Here is an 18,437-nt window from a genome sequence, read left to right as displayed (position 1 = left end):
GGCGCCTAGGTCCAGCGCACGACGAGTTTCCGAAGACCATGGAAATGATAGACATCGTTATAGGCTGGAGGCTCGGCAAGGCGCAGTCGCGGCAGGCGCTCGAACAGCACTGACATGGCTTCCTGAAGCTCAATCCGTGCGAGCGGCGCCCCGATACAAAAGTGAATGCCAGCTCCGAAACTCACATTGGCACCGTCGCTGCGGAATGGATCGAAGCGATCTGGATCGGCAAAGCGCGCAGGGTCGCGATTGGCAGCGCCCAGCATCAGCCCGATGACGTCGCCTTTTCGCAGTGAGATACCCTCGACCTCGGTGTCCATCAGCGCATAGCGCGTAAACAGATGCAGCGGAGCATCGAAGCGCAGACATTCTTCGACCGTCGCTTCGGTTTGGTCCGGGCTTGCAAAGAGACTTGCGGGATCAAGACCGCTTTCGAGAATAGATTTAACCCCGTTCCCGGTGGTGTGCACCGTGGCCTCATGCCCGGCATTGAGCAAGAGGATGGCGGTGGACAGCACCTCTTCCTCGCTCAGTTTCTCGCCACCTTGTTCGGCAGAGAGCATGTGGCTGAGCAGATCCTCGCGGGGCGTCTTGCGGCGCTCGGTGATAACGCTGCGCAGATAGGCCACGAAATCGGCCGCTGCCTTGTTCGCATCGAGTTCGGTCTCGTGGGTCACCCCGAACATATACATGGTCACCATGCGGTTGGACCAGTCGAGCAGCTGCGGCGCGGCTTCTGCGGGCAGACCGATCATCTCGGCGATGATGATGGCGGGCAGAGGCGCGGCGAAGGCCTTGATCAGGTCGACCTGCTCATCGCCTTCGAAACCGTCGATGATCTCATTGGCAAGCTGACGGATTCGTGGCCGCAACTGCTCCACCTGCCTCGAAACGAAAGCCCTGTTGACCAGCGTGCGCAGGCGCGTGTGGTCTGGCGGTTCGAGGTTGAGCAGCGAATAGCGTTCCGTGAGGTCGAAGTCTGCCACGTGAGGTTTCGGCTCGGGCAACCCGATCTCCTCGCGCGTTGCAACATGCAGGATATCCCGACCGAACCGCTTGTCGCGCAGAAGCGCGGAGACCTCTCGGAACCCGGCAAAGCACCAGTGCCCGTATTCTTCCCAGAAAAAGCTCGGATTGCCGGCGTGGCGCTCTGCATAGAATGGGTATGGGTTGCCAAAAAATGCGGGGTCGCGCGGTGAGGCGCTGGCGCTGCGTTCCTTGGGGACCCCGGAGATCGGTTTGACTTGGATAATGGCGGCCATGCTCTTCCAGTATGATGTTTGACGCACTTTAGGGCGCCGTGAAAATCATGCAAACTGCTTGCCAAAAGCTAGGCATATGCAGCGGATAGAGTGCTGGTGCAGGTCGGGCCCCACCTGAAAAAACTTGGCAAGCGCCCACGAATAGGCTTGAAGGCGGGAAACGCGACAAAGGACTTCCCAGAGTGAGCGACATCACCGTTTCCGCTGCCACCGAGGCCATCTACACCTCGATCGCCAACAACAATGAAGACATCGATCTGCATATTGCCGCGCTCAAGGCTGCAATGGCGCGGGAAGGCGTAACGGAAGCCACGTTCGAGACCAGCAAGCTCGCCCAGCCCAACCGCCAGGGCCGCAAGCTCATGCAGAGCTATTTCAAGAAGAAGGGCGTGGCGGTCTCCTTCACGTGAAGTCTGAAGGCGGCATTCACCTTAGTGTCATCGCTGGGGGAGCCTGCTATTGAAGCGCGCCCCATTGCCGCCTATTTGTCGATTTACCGCCCGTTAAGGCGGTATCGCCTGTGATCGACCAGTCGCGTCGATTCGATTTTTCTGACACGCCTCTCGTCTTGCCAAGTGCGCGTTCGGGGCAGGGGCGTGTGTCAACCAAGTTCAGCCTGCCGTCCGCGAGCGACGCCGATGGGGGCCAAGGGGCAAAATATGCGGGATCCGCACGATCTTTACATGAACACGCTCGTTCCCATGGTGGTCGAGCAGTCGAACCGTGGCGAACGCGCTTTCGACATCTACTCGCGCCTCTTGCGCGAGCGCATCATTTTCGTGACGGGCGTCGTCGAGGACAATATGGCCTCGCTGATCGTCGCGCAGCTTCTGTTTCTCGAATCAGAGAACCCGAAGAAGGAAATCGCCATGTACATCAACTCGCCGGGCGGCGTGGTGACGGCTGGCCTTTCGATCTATGACACGATGCAGTTCATTCGCCCGGCCGTTGCGACCATGGTCATGGGTCAGGCTGCCTCCATGGGCTCGTTGCTGCTTGCCGCGGGCGAAAAGGGCATGCGCACTTCGCTGCCGAATTCGCGTATCATGGTGCACCAGCCTTCCGGCGGCTTCCAGGGTCAGGTGACCGACATCCTGATTCACGCCAAGGAAGTCGAGGGCTTGAAGCGCCGTCTTAATCAGATTTATGAAAAGCACACGGGCCGCACCTACGAGGAAATCGAAAACGCTCTCGAGCGCGATCGTTTCCTCTCGCCCGAAGAAGCCAAGACCTTTGGCCTCATCGACACGATCCACGAAAAGCGCGCCGCGCCTGAGGCATCTGCCTGATTTGACGCGCGTTAAGCACATCGCGGATGCGCCGTGGACTGTGATCCCGACGCAATTGCGTGCAGCCGGAACGGCCTTTAAGGTCGTTTCGGCTTAGACTTTCTTTATGCCTTGGGCGTTACGGTTTTCGATAACGCTGAATTTTGGGGGCGCTCAGCTCCCGGGAGTGACTGGATGTCCAAAGAGACAACGAACGGCGAAACCTCCAAGAACACGCTGTACTGCTCGTTCTGCGGCAAGTCCCAGCATGAGGTTCGCAAGCTGATCGCAGGGCCGACCGTATTCATCTGCGATGAATGCGTTGAGCTCTGCATGGACATCATCCGCGAAGAGAACAAGACCTCCATGGTCAAGTCCTCCGATGGCGTTCCGACCCCTGCGGAAATCTGCAAGGTGCTAGACGACTATGTCATCGGGCAGGGCCGCGCCAAGCGCGTGCTCTCCGTGGCTGTCCACAACCACTACAAGCGCCTGCACCATGCGAGCAAGAATCAGGACGTGGAACTGTCCAAGTCCAATATCCTGCTGATCGGCCCCACCGGTTCGGGCAAGACGCTTCTGGCCCAGACGTTGGCGCGCATCCTCGATGTGCCCTTTACCATGGCCGATGCGACGACCCTGACCGAAGCCGGCTATGTCGGTGAAGACGTCGAAAACATCATCCTGAAGCTTCTTCAGGCTGCCGACTACAATGTCGAGAAGGCCCAGCGCGGCATCGTCTATATCGACGAAGTCGACAAGATCTCTCGCAAGTCGGACAATCCGTCCATAACCCGCGACGTTTCGGGCGAAGGCGTGCAGCAGGCTCTTCTCAAGATCATGGAAGGCACCGTTGCCTCCGTGCCTCCGCAGGGCGGCCGCAAGCATCCGCAGCAGGAATTCCTGCAGGTCGACACGACCAATATCCTCTTCATCTGCGGTGGTGCTTTCGCGGGTCTCGAAAAGATCATCTCGGCCCGCGGCGAAGGTTCGGGCATTGGCTTCTCGGCAACCGTCAAGGATCCGCAGGACCGTCGCGTCGGCGATCTGCTCAAGGACGTCGCGCCTGAAGATCTGGTGCGTTTTGGCCTGATCCCGGAATTCATCGGTCGTCTGCCGGTCCTTGCGACCCTCGAAGACCTCGACATTCCGGCTCTGATCGAAATCCTGACTGCGCCGAAGAACGCCTTGGTGCGTCAGTATCAGCGCCTCTTCCAGATGGAAGAAGTCGAACTGACCTTCCACGAAGACGCGCTCAAGGCGATCGCGGAAAAGGCCATCGAACGCAAGACCGGTGCCCGTGGCCTCCGCTCGATCATGGAAGCGATCCTGCTCGACACCATGTACGACCTGCCCTCGCTCGAGGGTGTCGAAGAAGTGGTGATCTCGGAAGAAGTGGTTAAGGGCAAAGACGCGCGTCCACTCTACATCTATTCCGAACGCCAGAAGGACGAAGAGCCGGCTTCGGCTTGACGTCTTTGAATGTGCTAATTGAAACGCCGGGCTTAGTGCCCGGCGTTTTGCTTTTCGAGGATGGTTTTCCCCTCACCCTAACCCTCTCCCCGGAGGGGCGAGGGGACGTATCGAGTTTGGGGCAAGATCTATTCTCAACCACTGGAGCAGTCCCCTCGCCCCTCCGGGGAGAGGGTGAGGGTAGCCTTGGCAACTGCCAGCTACCCCTCCGTCACAAACTCAACCGGCCCGGGCTCTTCGCCCATGATGGATCGGCCAAACAGGCTCGCCACGAGATCGACCATCAGGGTTGCGGTCTTGCCGCCATGGTCGAGGAAGGGATTGAGTTCCACCACGTCGAGCGAGCCGACAATGCCGCTGTCGTGGAGCATCTCCATGATCAGATGGGCTTCGCGATAGGTGAGCCCGCCAGGGACCAGCGTGCCGCCGCCGGGGGCGATAGCAGGGTCGATCGCGTCCACATCGAAGCTGACATGCAGGTGGCCTTTGGCAGATTTGACCCGCTCGATGATGGGCTGCATCAGGGCGACGACTCCCACCTGATCGATTTTGCGCATGTCGATAACTTCTACCCCGCGAGCGTGCAGGAGGCGCCGCTCGTCGCGATCGATGGATCGGGCACCAAAGATGGTGACGTTCTTGGGATCGATCCTGCCCAGCCAGTCTCCCCCAAAACTGTCGTCGAACCCAGGCTCACCGCCAAGCAGCGCAAGGGGCATGCCGTGAAGGTTGCCTGAGGGCGAGGTGTCCGGGGTGTTGTAATCGGCATGGGCATCGACCCAGAGCACGTGCACCGGCTTGCCCGAGTTTTGGCAATGCCGCGACACGGCCGACAGCGTGCCCATGGCGATCGAATGATCGCCGCCGACAAAGAGCGGAAAATTGCCCTCGGCAAGAATGTCTTGTCCGGCTTGGCTCACCCGCGCCGCCAGATCCAGCACGTCGCCCTTGCGCTCCTCGGGCAGACGCCAGCTCGATGGGTTCGTGCTCATCTCGGGATGAACACGCCGTAGATCGCCATGATCCGCAACCGAGTGCTCGAGATCCACCAGAGCCTCGAGCAGACCGGCAACGCGCAGCGCCTCCGGCCCCATGCCGCAGCCGCGCACCGATGCGCCTGCTGCAGTCGCAATTCCGAGGATGTCGATGCGCTTGGGTTTGACGCTCATGGCAGCTTTCCTGTTTGGGATTGTCTTTGCTGAACCTGTAACCAGATGTGGACGGGTTATGGTTCCGCTGAACCTGCAGCACAGGCGGAACCAGATTCTCTTTTGCAGCCAAGGCACACGCGTGTTTCTGCTTCCGGCGCATGGCACCTCTGCTAAGTGAGGGGACAAGTCACAAAACGGCAATGATTGACTTGCGGGCAGGGCGCTCGACCCTATTTATTAACCTGAATCGCCCAGCCTCCAGTGTCTGGGCAGTCGCAATACGGGCGCGCTACCCCAGATTCCTCCCGGCGCGCCCCGGAAAGGAAAAATGATGTCGGACGTCAATCCCACCGGCGAAGTGAGCCGGGACCGGGTTTACCCGGTTCTTCCCCTGCGCGACATCGTGGTCTTCCCCGGAATGATCGTGCCGCTGTTTGTCGGCCGCGAAAAATCCGTCAAGGCTCTTGAAGAGGTCATGCGGGACGACAAGCACATCCTTGTCGTGACCCAGAAGAACGCGCAGGACGATGATCCCGCGCCCGATCAGATTTACTCGACCGGTACGATTGCCACGGTGCTGCAGTTGCTCAAGCTGCCCGATGGCACCGTCAAGGTGCTTGTCGAGGGCCTGAGCCGCGCGACCATCGATACCTACCTCCAGACGGAGGAATATTTCGAGGCCGAGGCCAGCCCGCTCGACGAGCCCGAAGAAGACGCGACCGAGCTTGAAGCCTTGGCGCGTTCGGCCCAGAGCGAGTTCGAAAATTACGTCAAGCTGAACAAGAAGATCTCGGCAGAGGTCGTGGCTGCGGTCGGTCAGATCGAAAGCCCGAGCAAGCTCGCTGATACCATTGCCAGCCATCTCGTGATCAAGATTCCTGAAAAGGAGGATCTGCTCTCGACCGTTTCGGTGATCGAACGTTTCCAGAAGGTCATCGGCCTGATGGAAGGCGAGATCGGCGTGCTGCAGGTCGAAAAGCGCATTCGCTCGCGCGTCAAGCGCCAGATGGAGAAGACCCAGCGCGAGTACTATCTGAATGAGCAGATGAAGGCCATTCAGAAGGAGCTCGGCGACGGCGAAGACGGCGCCAACGAGATCACCGAACTCGAAGAGCGGATTGCCAAGACCAAGCTTTCCAAGGAAGCGCGGGCCAAGGCCGATGGCGAAGTCAAAAAGCTCAAGGCCATGAGCCCGATGTCGGCTGAAGCGACGGTGGTTCGTAACTACCTTGATACGCTTCTCGGCCTGCCATGGGGCAAGAAGAGCAAGGTCAAGCGTGACCTGAACCTGGCCGAGAAGGTCCTCGACGAAGATCATTACGGCCTCGAAAAGGTCAAGGAACGCATCCTTGAATACCTGGCTGTCCAGGCCCGCACCGGCACGCTCAAGGGCCCGATCCTCTGCCTCGTTGGCCCTCCGGGTGTCGGCAAGACCTCGCTTGGCAAGTCGATCGCTAAGGCGACCGGCCGCGAATTCGTGCGCATGGCGCTCGGTGGCGTCCGTGACGAAGCCGAAATCCGCGGGCACCGCCGCACGTATATCGGCTCCATGCCCGGCAAGATCATCCAATCGCTCAAGAAGGTCGGCAAATCCAACCCGCTCTTCCTGCTCGATGAGATCGACAAGATGGGCCAGGATTTCCGCGGCGATCCGTCGTCCGCCCTGCTCGAAGTGCTCGATCCGGAACAGAACAACACGTTCGCCGATCACTACCTCGAGGTCGATTATGACCTTTCGGACGTGATGTTCGTGACGACCTCGAACACGCTCAACATCCCCGGCCCGCTGATGGACCGCATGGAGATCATCCGCCTCTCGGGCTACACCGAAGAGGAAAAGCACGCGATCTCCAAGCAGCACCTGATCCCGGAAGCCGCCAAGGAAAATGGCGTCGCGCATGGCGAATTCGTGCTCAGCGATGAGATGCTGATGAAGCTCATCCGCGGCTATACCCGCGAAGCCGGTGTCCGCAATCTCAAGCGCGAGATTTCCAAGCTCATGCGCAAGGCTGTCACCGACATCGTGCGCACCAAGGTCAAGTCGATCGAGATCACCGATGAAAGGCTCGCCGAATATCTCGGACCGCTGATCTTCAAACATGGTGAGATTGAAGCCGAATCGCAGGTCGGTCTCGTCACCGGTTTGGCCTGGACGTCTGTCGGCGGCGAAATCCTGACCATCGAAGGCGTGATGACGCCGGGCAAGGGCCGCATGTCGGTCACCGGCAACATCAAGGAAGTGATGAAGGAATCTCTGACTGCCGCCACGGCCTATGTGAAGTCCCGCTCGATCGACTACGGCATCAAGCCGCCCATGTTCGATACGCGTGACATTCATGTCCACCTGCCTGAAGGCGCCACGCCCAAGGATGGTCCCTCGGCCGGTATTGGCCTTGCCACAGCCATCGTGTCGGTGATGACCGGCATTCCGGTGCGCAACGATGTCGCGATGACTGGCGAAATCACGCTGCGGGGCAGGGTGCTTCCGATCGGTGGCCTCAAGGAGAAGCTGCTTGCAGCGCTCCGCGGTGGCATCAAGACCGTGCTGATCCCCGAGGAGAACATCCGCGATCTCCAGGAGATCCCGGACATCGTCAAGGAAGGTATGGAGATCGTGCCGGTGTCCCGCATGGGCCAGGTGATCGAGCGCGCTCTCGTGCGTGTGCCCGAGCCGATCGAGTGGAACTTCGACGAAGCTCCGGCTGTCGCAAAGACCGAAGCCACTGAAGACACCTCTGCAGGCATGACGCACTGAGCATAGCCAGAGCTGAACTGAAAACGGCGGTCCAAGGGGCCGCCGTTTTCGCTTGAATTTGCCCGTGTCGCTTTCGGGTCATCGGCAGGTGGCCCAAACGGGCGGAATGATGGTGAAAATGCCCGGAATCCGGTCTTTTCGGCCTTGTCGAGCTTAGGATTCCGCGCCATTAACATTTCCGTACCGTTCGGCCTCGCCAAAAGGGCGGAAACTCTTGCGTTTGAGCCAGAATCGACCAAGGGTTGCCGCCACCAAGCTTCGCCAGCGAGGGCGGGCATTCACTGTGAGGATACGCAATGAACAAGAACGATCTGGTTGGCGTCGTTGCCGACAAGGCTACGATCACCAAGGCTCAGGCTGCCGAGGCGGTTGACGCAGTGTTTGAGGCCATCACGGCTTCGCTCAAGGCCGGCGACGAAGTTCGTCTGGTTGGCTTCGGCACCTTTGCCGTTTCCCAGCGTAAGGCCTCCACCGGCCGCAATCCTGCCACCGGCGCCGAAATCCAAATTCCGGCCTCGAACCAGGCCAAGTTCAAGCCCGGCAAGGGCCTCAAGGACGCGATCAACTAAGACCGCGCTTCACTCGCAATTTGCCAACGGCCTCGACGTTCTGCGTCGGGGCCGTTTGCTTTTGTGCAAATTGCCTGTTGACGGCAGAGGCCCGGCACCCTAATCAGAGCGCCGTTCCAGACCAATGGTCGGACGGGCGATTAGCTCAGTTGGTAGAGCGTCTCGTTTACACCGAGAATGTCGGCGGTTCGAGTCCGTCATCGCCCACCATTTCCCCCTTCCTTTTGTGCCGCCATCTTCTTCCTCCAACCGGGGATGAAGAAACTCGGCTTGTGGCTTGAACGTAAATAGTTTTCCACAGGCTGGGGCTGTCATGTGAAGTTTTTATGAGAGTGTCGCTTGAGGCGCTTGACTTAGGAAAGGGGGCTGGGTACATCAGCCTCACGTTCAGCGAACAAGCGGTTGCAAACAACCGGTTCGCCGATGCGGGAGTAGCTCAGTTGGTTAGAGCGCCGGCCTGTCACGCCGGAGGTCGCGGGTTCGAGCCCCGTCTCTCGCGCCACCCTTTCTCTTTAAAAGTGCTAGGGAATTTATTAGGGTGGCGTCTCAGGGCTCGGCCCTGTTTCAACTTTTTTTCTGAACCAGTTTCAACTTTCTGAACTCGTTCTGTTCCGAAGCCAGCTTTTTGCGGCCGATCTTTCGAGCAAGGTCTGCCTCGCGCACGGCTGCGACCTTGACCGGCATGTAGGTCTTTTGCAGCTTCCGGTTCTCGTCGATCGAGTTGCCCATTTGGGCGGCGATCGAATGGACCGACGCGCCGCCGGCATTGGCTTCGACGGCGCCAGAGCGGCGCATATCCATTAGCCTGCGTTTTTCATCAGGGCCGAAAGTCCGCTTCCGCAAGTCGGCGAAATCATCGACGAGCGAGTCCTTCGTGTAGGGCGTAGGTGGGCGAGGTCGGCCGCCGTTGCCGGTTGGGGTAAACCCGCGCGTGCGGAACATCGGCGCGTCGTCGTGCAGCTCGAAGGGCAGGGAGGCGATATAGGTTTCGACCAGGCGACGGGTGCGGCGGGAGAGAATACCGAAGGCAGCTTCGCCGGTCTTGGCGCGATCGATTTCGAAGGCCATGTCCGATTCACTGAGCAGCGCCTTGCGCGGCGTAAGCGTTCTGGTGTCGACCGGGGCGAATTGGGTGTCCCATGAAATCGCGATTATGCAGGCAAGGCCGACATAGCCGTCGCGGATGGCCTGCTTGACCAGGCGGGCGACTTCGCCCTCGGTCCAAGTCTCAGTGCGGCCAGCGACGCCGATCTTACGGATGCCGAGCGAGGGATCATCGCCGTCGACGAGCTTGAGGCTGCGGAGCGCGCCCAGGTGAATGCAGCTGCGGGCGCGGCGGCGCTAAAAGAAGGCGAGCTGATCTATCTGACGGACGAGAAGGTGTTCGCTGGGGCTACGAGCGCGGGTGAATATGCCGGGCTGGTGGAATTCGCCACTCAGGAAGAAGCCGAAGCAGGCACGGTCGAGAACAAGGCTATGAACCCGCTGCGGGTGAAGCAGGCTGTTGCGGCTCTGGGCGGCGGTAAGGTCAGAACATCAATCAGTGGGAGCGTCCCATTACTAGCCAGTGATGCGAATGGCACGGTCATACAGAGCGGTTTTAGCTCTGCGGGATCAATTACCACCTTTCAGATTCCATCAGATGCAAACGCCACCATCGCGCAGGGTTCCATAATACGGGTGATATCCGCCAGACCGACACTTGCCTCCCGAGTGGAAGCTGATCCTGGTGTTACGCTCAATTTCATGGATGCGCCATTTATTAGCCCGCTTGGTAGCGCAGACCTTGTCAAAACAGGTGCAAACCAATGGTCGATTATCAACTATTCTGAACTTGATGGCCGCCCTACTATCTTAGGGTACTTTGCCTCTGCGACAGCTTCCGATCTCAACCTAGCCTTTGGCTCCATAGGGGTGCCCAATACGGCGGCGGGTGTGCTTCACGTGTTGTTTTGTGAAACGGCCGCACAGGCTGTCTCGACACCTGCTGGTTATACAGTCATTCCAGGGTTGCCCCAGACCACGGGGACAGCTGGAAGCACGTCCGCGACAGCCCTATATGGCTTCTATCGGGTGCTAGATGGATCCGAAACCTCCGTCAGTATTCCGGCCCCAGGCGACCATCTCGTTTATCAGTCTCTGTTCATTACCGGTGCTGACCCAGTCACGCCATTTGCTGTTGGGGCGGGAAACGTTGCAGGCACGGCAGCGACGGCGGTGTCTATGCCAACCGTAACAACGGTGCGAAACGACAATCTGGTGATTGCCGCAGTTGCCTATGCCACGGACACAAACGTTGCTCAGTTTTCCGGGCCGGTTAACACGAACCTCTCGTCGTTGATCGTTAAAAACGACCGTGCCTCTAACACTGGCAACGGCGGAGGCATTGCGCTGGTCACCGGCATCAAGGCCGCCCCTGGCGCAACGGGGATCACGACAGGCACCCTAGCCACGTCCTCTGTTCAAGCCAGATGGACTGGAGCGATCAACCCCAAGTAGCAGCTTAGCTCCCCCTCAGGAATCCCCATGCTCACCGCAACGTATAACGTCCCGGCGTCCGACTGGACGCGGGCGATCGATGCTGCTTTGCTGGAGTGGAGCGAGCATCTGGTTGGCAGCGCCAACTTCAATATTGAGCTGGCGTTCGACACTGAGACTGGCTTCCTCGCCTATGCTGGTCCGCGCCAATGGGTTGACGCTGACATTCTAGACGGCAAGACCGTTTGGCTTCCATCGGCGACAGCCGACCGGGTCACCGGAACGGACGTCGCGCCCGGTCGGGTCGACTTGCGGATCACGGTCAACCTAGACTGGCCGTGGTTCTTCGGTGAGACTGAAGCAACCCCGTCCAGCCATTATTCCGCCACTTCGGTCATGGTGCACGAACTCGCCCATGGCCTTTTCATGATCGGGTCTGAAAGTACCGTCACACCGTTCCGGCTTTGGGCTGACGCCCACCCGCATCACCACGACGACGACCACACTAATCATCTCGCAGATCGGTCGTCGGTTATGTTCTGGCAGGGGAAGCGCGGCCCAAGTTGGGAACTCTCCGACCTCGACATCATCGCAGCGGGCGGCTCCGGCTTGGCAACCCACGGCGACGATCTGATCTACCTGCCGCACTTGCCCGGCGCTACGGTAGACGACGGGCAGGGCGACGACACCGCGATCTGGCTCGGTCGGTTCAACGACTTTGACACCGTACTAGTCAACATCGAACGCCTCGAGCTGCGCGGGTCCGACCCGCTCACCACCCAGCAGCAAGAGCTTTACAGGATCTATGACGCTGCCTTTGGCCGGGTGCCTGACCTCGACGGCTTAAAATATTGGGCGGCCAGTGGCGAGGGCATCGAAAGTATGTCCGAACACTTCGTGGGATCGGACGAGTTCGCGGCGCTCTATCCGACGCGCGATCGCGGCGACTTTCTGACCGCGCTCTATGCCAATGTGCACGACCGCGCGCCGGACGAAGAGGGCTTCGCCTACTGGATGGGTCGAGTCGATTTGGACGATGCGGGGTTGCTGAAGAGCTTTGCGCTATCTGACGAAAATCGATCCGCTGACTACATCTTTCTTGCGTGAAATCCTTACCTCGTAAGGAGTAAAGTCAACCGATTTTAACTTCGGGAACTTTGCTTAATAATTTGTGGTAAAATAAAAAGTGCAAGGGTTAATGCTCTGTAAGTAATAGCATTTTTTCTTGTTTTTGAGCGATTGCCGTGGTTTACGCACACTCAGCCCAATTGACAGTCTCGGCTTACCCATAGTTATCGTTCCTCGAAATTCTTGGGAGACGAGACTTGGATACCGAAATCAGCGTAGAAATCGCCCGCCTTTATGTGTCTTTTTTTCACCGTGCGCCCGATCCGGAAGGGCTGCAGTACTGGATGGATCGCTATGAAGAAGAAGTAGCGAAGGGCCAGGATGCCGATCTGTTCCTGGAAAGCATTGCCGATAGCTTTGCCCAGAGCCCGGAAGCCAAGGCAATTTATGAAACGGTGGCTAACCCCACCCAGGCACAGCTGGAAGACTATGTTTCCGAGGCCTACAACAATCTCTTTGGTCGCGAGCCGGACGCCGAAGGTCTGGCCTACTGGACAGGACGCTGGCAGACCGAAGTCGAAGCCGGCCGCCCTGGTGTCCGCGTGCTCTTCGAGATCGAAAACGCAGCCCGTGGCAGCTCGAATGCTAATGACGTTGCTGCCCTGCAGAACAAGGCCGAAGTTGCTGCGAAATTTACCACGGACTTTATCGCCTCCAAGGCAACCTGGACACAGGCCGATATGGACAGGGCCGGCACGCTGCTCGAAGGCGTCGACCACACGCCGGCGTCAGTCGTGAAGGTGAATGAAGAAAACGCCAAGTATATCGAAGAGCGCACGCCAGTGGCTCCGGAAGAGCCTGGTCCGGTTACGCCTGGCCCAGGCCCCCAGCCTGAGCCTGATGCGACCAAAGTCACTACTGAGGCCGAGCTGCTTGCCGCACTGGAAGACAAGACGATCGAAACCATCACCGTTGCGGGCGACATAACGCTGACAGAGACGCTCGTCATTAACCGCGCGGTCACGATCTTGGGAGAGGAACTCCCGCAAATTGACAGGAAAGGCGTTGCTTACCACGAGATCACGCTGGCCGATCGCGATGTGGGCATTCAGGTTTATTCGAACGGCGTAACGTTGCAGAACCTGTACTACGACGCGTCTGCTGTGAATAAGTATGGCATCAAAGTTGAGCCAATCCATGGCTCAACCGAGAGGCTGTCCGACTTTAGTTTGAACGGTGGCTCGATCTCCGGCTCGGGCAGCTCCAACGTCGACCTGAACTCTGTCACCAAGTCGGCAATCACCAACTTTGGATCGACGTTCAGCGGCGGGAACGGCATCACTCTTACCGATAGCACTGAGGTCAGTCTCACCAATGTCAGTGTATATAGCAATGCTTGGGGCGGCGTAGCGCTTTACAGCAAGGGCGGGTATTTCCCCTTTGATGGAGGCACTTCCGGCATAACCATATCGGGTAACATTCACGACGTTCCTGCCGTTTACGCGCAGGAGCATAACTCGACTTCAGTCGAAGGCATCCGGCTAGACCTGTTTGGGAACAGCTCCGTTTACGGAGTGAGCATCGGCGACAAGACGATGTTCTTCCCGTCAGAGGGTCTGGCCTCGCAATATGCAGCTGCTCAAGTTGAGGGTAAGGCAGATATGGAAGCCATCGTTTCCCTGCTCAGCCCCAACCAAGCAGGCTACAGTGCGGACACGGGTAAAATCATTGGGGCCCACATCAGCGGCACCGATGGCTCAGATACAATTGAAGGCACCCTAGGCAACGACTTCATCTCTGCAGGAGCTGGCAACGACATTATTGACCTTACAGCACCAATGTCGGGGTCTGACACAGTCTACTTCGATACTGCGGACGGCGGCCACGACACGATCATCGGCTTCCGTGCGGCGGGTGAGGTGTTTCATCCACAGGACGATATACTCGTCCTGGAGGGCGCGGCAGATCTGCTTTCCGTTGCTTTTGTTTACGACGAAATTCACGCTGAAGAAGATGGATTTGATTTCGATCAAAACACTGTTGACGTCGTTCTGAACTTTGTTGCTGGCGGTTCTGTTACCTTTAAGGACTTCATTGGTCAAAAAACTAATACTGGTCCGTGGTTCAATAATGAGACTTCGTATCATTTTGAGGTCATCGGCGATGGTGCTATTGGTACCTACACCGGGCCCAACCTTATCGAGGACGTGAAGGCACTCTTTGGTGACTCGCTGGTTTACAGCTGGGAATACCAGTGACCGTTAGCTAGCCTGCAAGGATCGAGAAGCCCGGTGTTCGCATCGGGCTTTTTGTTGCACAATCCGCGCCAGCATCCAGAGTAACCTCAGAGACAAACATTGGGCAGGCACCGTAACCCCGAAGCGTCTGTAGAGCGCGTTCTTGAGTACAAGCGCTATTTGCGATCAATCGCAGATGAACGCCCGTTCGGGACATTGGCGCGTGTCGCGGCGGTCACCGGCGTCAGCGCCGGCCGGGTTTCGCATATGCTGAACCCGGAGAAGGGATCGCCGATCCCCGAAACACATGCCGATGCGCTGATGAATGCCATTGGCCTCAAAAGCAAAGAGCGGCGCAGGTTTGTGCAGCTCTATCTGCGCGCCCACACGGCCCGCGAAAGTGCCTTTCCGTCGCTTTTGCCACGGCCACCGACCCATCGCAGGATCTCCGTTCGCATCCCTGTTTCGCCAAGCGCCGAACTTGATGCGCTGATCGACCGAACGGTCCACAGGCTTGCCATGGAAGTCGTTCGCTCGATCATCCACGCTTCAGGCGCGCAGCCGCCTGAGGGCGACGACGAGAACTTCGACGATCTTCAATTCGTCGATGACACCGACACCTAACTAACCACGCCTCCCGCTCCGCTTTCCGCACCCGCGCCCTTCTGGTCCGCGGGCGCTTCTACGTGGGTCGACCCCAAATCGGCCGGCTGGCTGATCCTTCCCACCCCGGCCTCAGCGTCGGGTTTTTTCTTGCCTTCATCATCCAAAAGGAGACCCCGATGACCGCACCGGTTTTCGGCATGACTTTTTCGCGGCCGGACGACGAGCCGATCCCGGTCCTGGGCGCCGACTTTTCCAAGGCGCTTTTGATCGAAACTTCGGCGGATGCCGATGCGACGGCGTTTCCGCTGACGGACGCCAACAACTATGTGCCCGTGCGCATCTCGACGAGCGATGCGGCCATGGTGGCCAAGCTCGGCACAGGCGCGCTGCGCGATGCCGTCAACGCCATTAATGCCCAACTCTCGGGCCTCAATGCCGGTGGCGATGTGACTATCCTGCGTGTGGCCGAGGGGGCGAACGCGGCAGCGACGGCCGCCACTATTGCTGCAGCGCTCGATCCGGCAAAGATTGCGACGATCCCGTCGCTGGTCAATGCCACGCCGCGCCTGGTGTGGGCAGGACGCGGCGCCTATCGGCTCGACAATGAGACGGTCGGGCCGGTCGCGGCCGCCTATCACCCGGCGCTCGAGCGGCTCTTGGCCGTTGGTGTGCTCGATGTCGATGATACGTCGACGGCTAGTGCGATCAGTGCGCGCGAGACGCTCAATTCCGAGCGCATCATTCCTGTCGGCGTGGCGGCGCGGGTCTATGAGGGCGAAGACATAGTCACTCGCGCCATGGGGCCGCGCATCATCGGCCTCTTCATGCGCATCGACAATGCTAACGAAGGCAAGCCGTTCAACCCGATCGCCAATCGCACAATCTACGGTCTTGCAGGTCTCAGCCGGAGAATTCCGTTCTCGCTGCTCGATGGCTCGACCGAGGGTCAGCAGCTGCTTGAAAGCGAAGTCTCGATCGTCGTTGCCGGGGAAAGCGGTGTCGATGGCGCGATCGCCGATGGCGGTTTCAGTTTCATCGGCACAGACAACACGACGACGGGCGAGCTCTGGAAGCAGATCCACCAGGTGCGCGGAGCGGACTACCTGACCGTCAAGATGATGCAGATCACGCGGCCATTCTTTGGACGGAAGATCAGCGCCAGCATGGCGGAGGCCTGGCTGACCAGCATCAAGTTCATGCTGCGCGACCACAAGGCCGATGAAGACATCCTTGGCTACAAGGTCGAATTCCGTGCCAGCAAGAACAGCCCTGAAGAAATCCGGATGGGCAGGCTGACGGTCAATCTCAACATCGAGCCTGCGCCGGCCTTCAAGGTCGCCCATCACGAGGTGCGCCGCTATCGCCCGGCCGTCGAGGGCCTCGTCGCCGACATCATCGCGCGCCTCACCGCCGCCGCCTAAGGACAGACACCATGACACAAGCTGCACTTCACCTCCTGGTCAACGTCGATGTGCGTCGGGTTTCCAAGCCCGACTTCACGCGCAAGACCATGATCAGCACACTAACCATGCCGCCGCTGACGTTGATGACGGCCGAGCACAATCCCGGCGGCGGGACGGGCGCCGTCAACTTCACCAATCCACGCGTCGAGGCGCCTGAGCCGGCCCTTACCGCGAAGGGCATCGACACCGAGATCTTCACCGGCTTTGGCGAGGTCGATCGCTATGTGTTCGCTGCCAGCTACAAGAAGCGCGGATCTGGTGGCGGCGGCCTGGTTCCGGCCCGGGCGATCATCGAAGGCGCTGTCACGACCTGGGAGGCCGATGAGAGCGATCCGGCGGAAATGCAGGGCAGCACGCATGGCTTCAATGAAGTCACGCATTACGAGCTCGTCGTCGCCGGCGACGAGCTTTTCTATTGGGATTTCTGGGAAGGGGTGCTGCGCATGGGTGGCATTGACCTGACAGCCGCCCGTCGATCAGCGCTCGGCGCCTGATCCAAACCTTCTTTGCGGCGCCCGGGTGGCGCCGCTTTCCTTTTGAGGACGGACAATGACCGAAAATATCTCAGTGAAACTTTCCCGCCCCATCATGCACCATGGTCAGGAGGTCGCAGAGCTGACGTTCCGCGAGGCCAATGTCGGCGACATGATCGCCGCAGACGAAGTGCAGGGCGACTTTGCCAAGACGGCGGCCATGCTGGCCTCGATGGCGGGTGTCGATATCGACACGTTCAAACAGCTGCCGCTGCGCGATCTAAACAAGATCACCAAAGCGACGAACGGCTTTTTGGGAAACGACGATACCCCCGGAGGACAGTGGCTCCGCGTAGCCGTTCTCCTTTCGCACCATTGCTCGACCTCGATCTCTGAGGTTGAGCAGCTGCCGATCCGAAAAGCGGCTCGGTGGCATAACGAACTCTCGAAAATGCTGAGCGGAGGCCGCCGTGGCGAAACTCGAAAGTAGCCTGATCCTGTCGCTGATCGACAGGGTCAGCGCTCCGGCACGAAAGGTTTCCCGCGACCGTATCTCGCCTCAACGACGCCGCGAAAGCCAATCGCCGCGCGATGGAAGAGATGCAGGGTCAGGTGCTTGGTGCGGTCGGTGCCGGGTATGCGCTCTATCGTGGCCTGGCGGCGCCAGTGAATGCGGCCGTGGGCTTTGAGAGCGCCATGGCCGATATCGCCAAGGTCACCGATTTCAGCGCCGACGGCTTGAACGCTTATGGCAAGGAGCTGCGCGCCCTTGCCACGTCCGAAATTCCGATGGCTGTCAACGAACTTGCTGCGCTCTCGGCAGAAGCGGCGGCGGCCGGAATCGCGCAGGAAGACCTGCTCGAATTCACCCGCCTTACGGCCAAGGCTGCTGTTGCCTGGGGTGTTTCAGGCGCTCAAGCCGGCGAGGATCTGGCCAAGCTGCAAACGGCGCTCGGGATGACGGTGGAAGAAACGCAGAAGTATGCGGACGCCATCAATCATATCTCGGACAACACGGCTTCGACGGCGCCCAACCTGATCACATTCGCCAAGGAAGTCGCCGTTCAAGGCGAGTTCTTTGGTTTCAGCAAGGAACAGACCCTGGCCTTCGGTTCGGCCATGATCAGTGCTGGCGCTGAGGCGAATGTGGCGGGAACGTCTTTCCGCAATATGGGTCGGGCGCTGACCAAAGGAACGTCGGCCACCACAAGACAGCAGAAAGCCTTCAAAAGGCTCGGCATGGATGCGGCGAAAGTCGCCTCGGCCATGCAGGAAGATGCCGTCGGCACAACGCTCGAGGTCATCGATGCGATCGGCAGGCTGCCGGCGGAAACGCAAGCTGCTGCCATTTCCGATCTTTTCGGTGACGAAGCGCAGGCGTTGATCCCCTTGCTTGGCAATATCGACCTTTTGAAACAGTCCCTTGGGCTGGTCGGCAGCGAGATGGCCTATGTGGGCAGCGTTGGGCGAGAATTCGAGAACCGCGCTGCAAGGACCGAGTTTGCGATCCAGCGGTTCAAAAACCAGGTCAATGATCTCGGCATTACCGTTGGCAGCATCCTCTTGCCGCCTCTCAATGATTTTCTTGCGGTTGCGGGGCCGCTGGCCCTGTGGGTGGCCGAGCTGGCAGAGGC

General features: G+C 59.2%; 15 protein-coding genes, 2 tRNA genes and 1 pseudogene. 15 read left to right on the top strand and 3 right to left on the bottom strand.

Features of this window, described 5'->3' with window-relative positions:
- Positions 1 to 5: 5 nt before the first annotated feature.
- Positions 6 to 1,262 (bottom strand): cytochrome P450, encoded by a 1,257-nt coding sequence (locus tag BM364_RS08455; protein WP_092423280.1) that lies wholly within the window; start codon positions 1,260 to 1,262, stop codon positions 6 to 8.
- Positions 1,263 to 1,444: 182 nt separating this feature from the next.
- Here BM364_RS08455 and BM364_RS08450 point away from each other — a divergent pair, with 182 nt between their 5' ends.
- From BM364_RS08450 to clpX, 3 genes are all read left to right on the top strand, one after another.
- Positions 1,445 to 1,672, top strand: coding sequence for a hypothetical protein (locus tag BM364_RS08450; protein WP_092423278.1), 228 nt, complete (start codon positions 1,445 to 1,447; stop codon positions 1,670 to 1,672).
- Positions 1,673 to 1,921: 249 nt separating this feature from the next.
- Positions 1,922 to 2,551, top strand: coding sequence for an ATP-dependent Clp protease proteolytic subunit (locus BM364_RS08445; RefSeq protein WP_092424007.1), 630 nt, complete (start codon positions 1,922 to 1,924; stop codon positions 2,549 to 2,551).
- A gap of 174 nt (positions 2,552 to 2,725) precedes the next feature.
- Positions 2,726 to 4,003, top strand: a complete 1,278-nt coding sequence (clpX, locus tag BM364_RS08440) for an ATP-dependent Clp protease ATP-binding subunit ClpX (protein WP_092423276.1) — start codon at positions 2,726 to 2,728, stop codon at positions 4,001 to 4,003.
- Between the two features lie 200 nt (positions 4,004 to 4,203).
- Here the strand turns inward: clpX and rocF are convergent, their stop codons facing one another.
- A complete protein-coding gene (gene rocF / locus BM364_RS08435) occupies positions 4,204 to 5,172 on the bottom strand; it encodes an arginase (RefSeq protein WP_092423274.1) in 969 nt (322 codons plus the stop codon).
- Positions 5,173 to 5,482: 310 nt separating this feature from the next.
- On the opposite strand from rocF, the gene lon reads away from it, so the two are divergent.
- From lon to BM364_RS08415, 4 genes are all read left to right on the top strand, one after another.
- Positions 5,483 to 7,909: an endopeptidase La gene (gene lon / locus BM364_RS08430; RefSeq protein ID WP_425284874.1), complete on the top strand. Its 2,427-nt coding sequence runs from the start codon at positions 5,483 to 5,485 to the stop codon at positions 7,907 to 7,909.
- 296 nt (positions 7,910 to 8,205) lie between these two features.
- Positions 8,206 to 8,478 carry an HU family DNA-binding protein gene (locus BM364_RS08425; protein ID WP_092423272.1) on the top strand — a complete coding sequence of 91 codons (273 nt, stop codon included), beginning with the start codon at positions 8,206 to 8,208 and terminating at the stop codon, positions 8,476 to 8,478.
- 134 nt (positions 8,479 to 8,612) lie between these two features.
- Positions 8,613 to 8,688: transfer RNA gene (locus BM364_RS08420), tRNA-Val, on the top strand.
- A gap of 215 nt (positions 8,689 to 8,903) precedes the next feature.
- Positions 8,904 to 8,980: transfer RNA gene (locus BM364_RS08415), tRNA-Asp, on the top strand.
- Between the two features lie 62 nt (positions 8,981 to 9,042).
- Here the strand turns inward: BM364_RS08415 and BM364_RS08410 are convergent.
- Complete coding sequence (locus BM364_RS08410; RefSeq protein ID WP_092423270.1) at positions 9,043 to 9,546, bottom strand: hypothetical protein; 504 nt, start codon at positions 9,544 to 9,546, stop codon at positions 9,043 to 9,045.
- A gap of 246 nt (positions 9,547 to 9,792) precedes the next feature.
- Between BM364_RS08410 and BM364_RS08405 the strand changes: the two genes are divergently transcribed.
- The 8 genes and pseudogenes from BM364_RS08405 to BM364_RS18875 all read left to right on the top strand — a co-directional run.
- Entirely contained in the window at positions 9,793 to 10,977 is a 1,185-nt protein-coding gene (locus BM364_RS08405; RefSeq protein WP_092423268.1) for a hypothetical protein, read from the top strand.
- Positions 10,978 to 11,004: 27 nt separating this feature from the next.
- Positions 11,005 to 12,063 (top strand): DUF4214 domain-containing protein, encoded by a 1,059-nt coding sequence (locus BM364_RS08400; RefSeq protein ID WP_092423266.1) that lies wholly within the window; start codon positions 11,005 to 11,007, stop codon positions 12,061 to 12,063.
- A gap of 218 nt (positions 12,064 to 12,281) precedes the next feature.
- Positions 12,282 to 14,282, top strand: a complete 2,001-nt coding sequence (locus tag BM364_RS08395) for a DUF4214 domain-containing protein (RefSeq protein WP_092423262.1) — start codon at positions 12,282 to 12,284, stop codon at positions 14,280 to 14,282.
- 99 nt (positions 14,283 to 14,381) lie between these two features.
- Positions 14,382 to 14,885 (top strand): hypothetical protein, encoded by a 504-nt coding sequence (locus tag BM364_RS08390; protein WP_139232549.1) that lies wholly within the window; start codon positions 14,382 to 14,384, stop codon positions 14,883 to 14,885.
- Positions 14,886 to 15,043: 158 nt separating this feature from the next.
- Entirely contained in the window at positions 15,044 to 16,288 is a 1,245-nt protein-coding gene (locus tag BM364_RS08385) for a phage tail sheath protein (protein WP_092424003.1), read from the top strand.
- Between the two features lie 11 nt (positions 16,289 to 16,299).
- Complete coding sequence (locus tag BM364_RS08380; RefSeq protein WP_092423258.1) at positions 16,300 to 16,824, top strand: phage major tail tube protein; 525 nt, start codon at positions 16,300 to 16,302, stop codon at positions 16,822 to 16,824.
- 55 nt (positions 16,825 to 16,879) lie between these two features.
- Complete coding sequence (locus BM364_RS08375; protein ID WP_092423256.1) at positions 16,880 to 17,293, top strand: phage tail assembly protein; 414 nt, start codon at positions 16,880 to 16,882, stop codon at positions 17,291 to 17,293.
- 101 nt (positions 17,294 to 17,394) lie between these two features.
- Positions 17,395 to 18,429 (top strand): annotated as a pseudogene (locus BM364_RS18875) (phage tail tape measure protein); the annotation flags it as partial.
- Positions 18,430 to 18,437 lie beyond the last annotated feature (8 nt).

The sequence above is a fragment of the Devosia crocina genome, from assembly GCF_900116545.1.
GTDB lineage: Bacteria > Pseudomonadota > Alphaproteobacteria > Rhizobiales > Devosiaceae > Devosia > Devosia crocina.
The sequence above is the reverse complement of the archived record's forward strand: the minus strand, read 5'-3'. Positions and strand labels throughout refer to the sequence as shown.

What these genes read in the sequence shown, in the direction of transcription:
- BM364_RS08385 (WP_092424003.1), top strand. Translation starts at nt 15,044, where the DNA reads ATGACCGCACCGGTTTTCGGCATGACTTTTTCGCGGCCGGACGACGAG.
- BM364_RS08375 (WP_092423256.1), top strand. Translation starts at nt 16,880, where the DNA reads ATGACCGAAAATATCTCAGTGAAACTTTCCCGCCCCATCATGCACCAT.
- BM364_RS08410 (WP_092423270.1), bottom strand. Translation starts at nt 9,546, where the DNA reads ATGGCCTTCGAAATCGATCGCGCCAAGACCGGCGAAGCTGCCTTCGGT.
- BM364_RS08400 (WP_092423266.1), top strand. Translation starts at nt 11,005, where the DNA reads ATGCTCACCGCAACGTATAACGTCCCGGCGTCCGACTGGACGCGGGCG.
- clpX (WP_092423276.1), top strand. Translation starts at nt 2,726, where the DNA reads ATGTCCAAAGAGACAACGAACGGCGAAACCTCCAAGAACACGCTGTAC.
- BM364_RS08380 (WP_092423258.1), top strand. Translation starts at nt 16,300, where the DNA reads ATGACACAAGCTGCACTTCACCTCCTGGTCAACGTCGATGTGCGTCGG.
- BM364_RS08455 (WP_092423280.1), bottom strand. Translation starts at nt 1,262, where the DNA reads ATGGCCGCCATTATCCAAGTCAAACCGATCTCCGGGGTCCCCAAGGAA.
- lon (WP_425284874.1), top strand. Translation starts at nt 5,483, where the DNA reads ATGATGTCGGACGTCAATCCCACCGGCGAAGTGAGCCGGGACCGGGTT.
- BM364_RS08425 (WP_092423272.1), top strand. Translation starts at nt 8,206, where the DNA reads ATGAACAAGAACGATCTGGTTGGCGTCGTTGCCGACAAGGCTACGATC.
- BM364_RS08445 (WP_092424007.1), top strand. Translation starts at nt 1,922, where the DNA reads ATGCGGGATCCGCACGATCTTTACATGAACACGCTCGTTCCCATGGTG.
- rocF (WP_092423274.1), bottom strand. Translation starts at nt 5,172, where the DNA reads ATGAGCGTCAAACCCAAGCGCATCGACATCCTCGGAATTGCGACTGCA.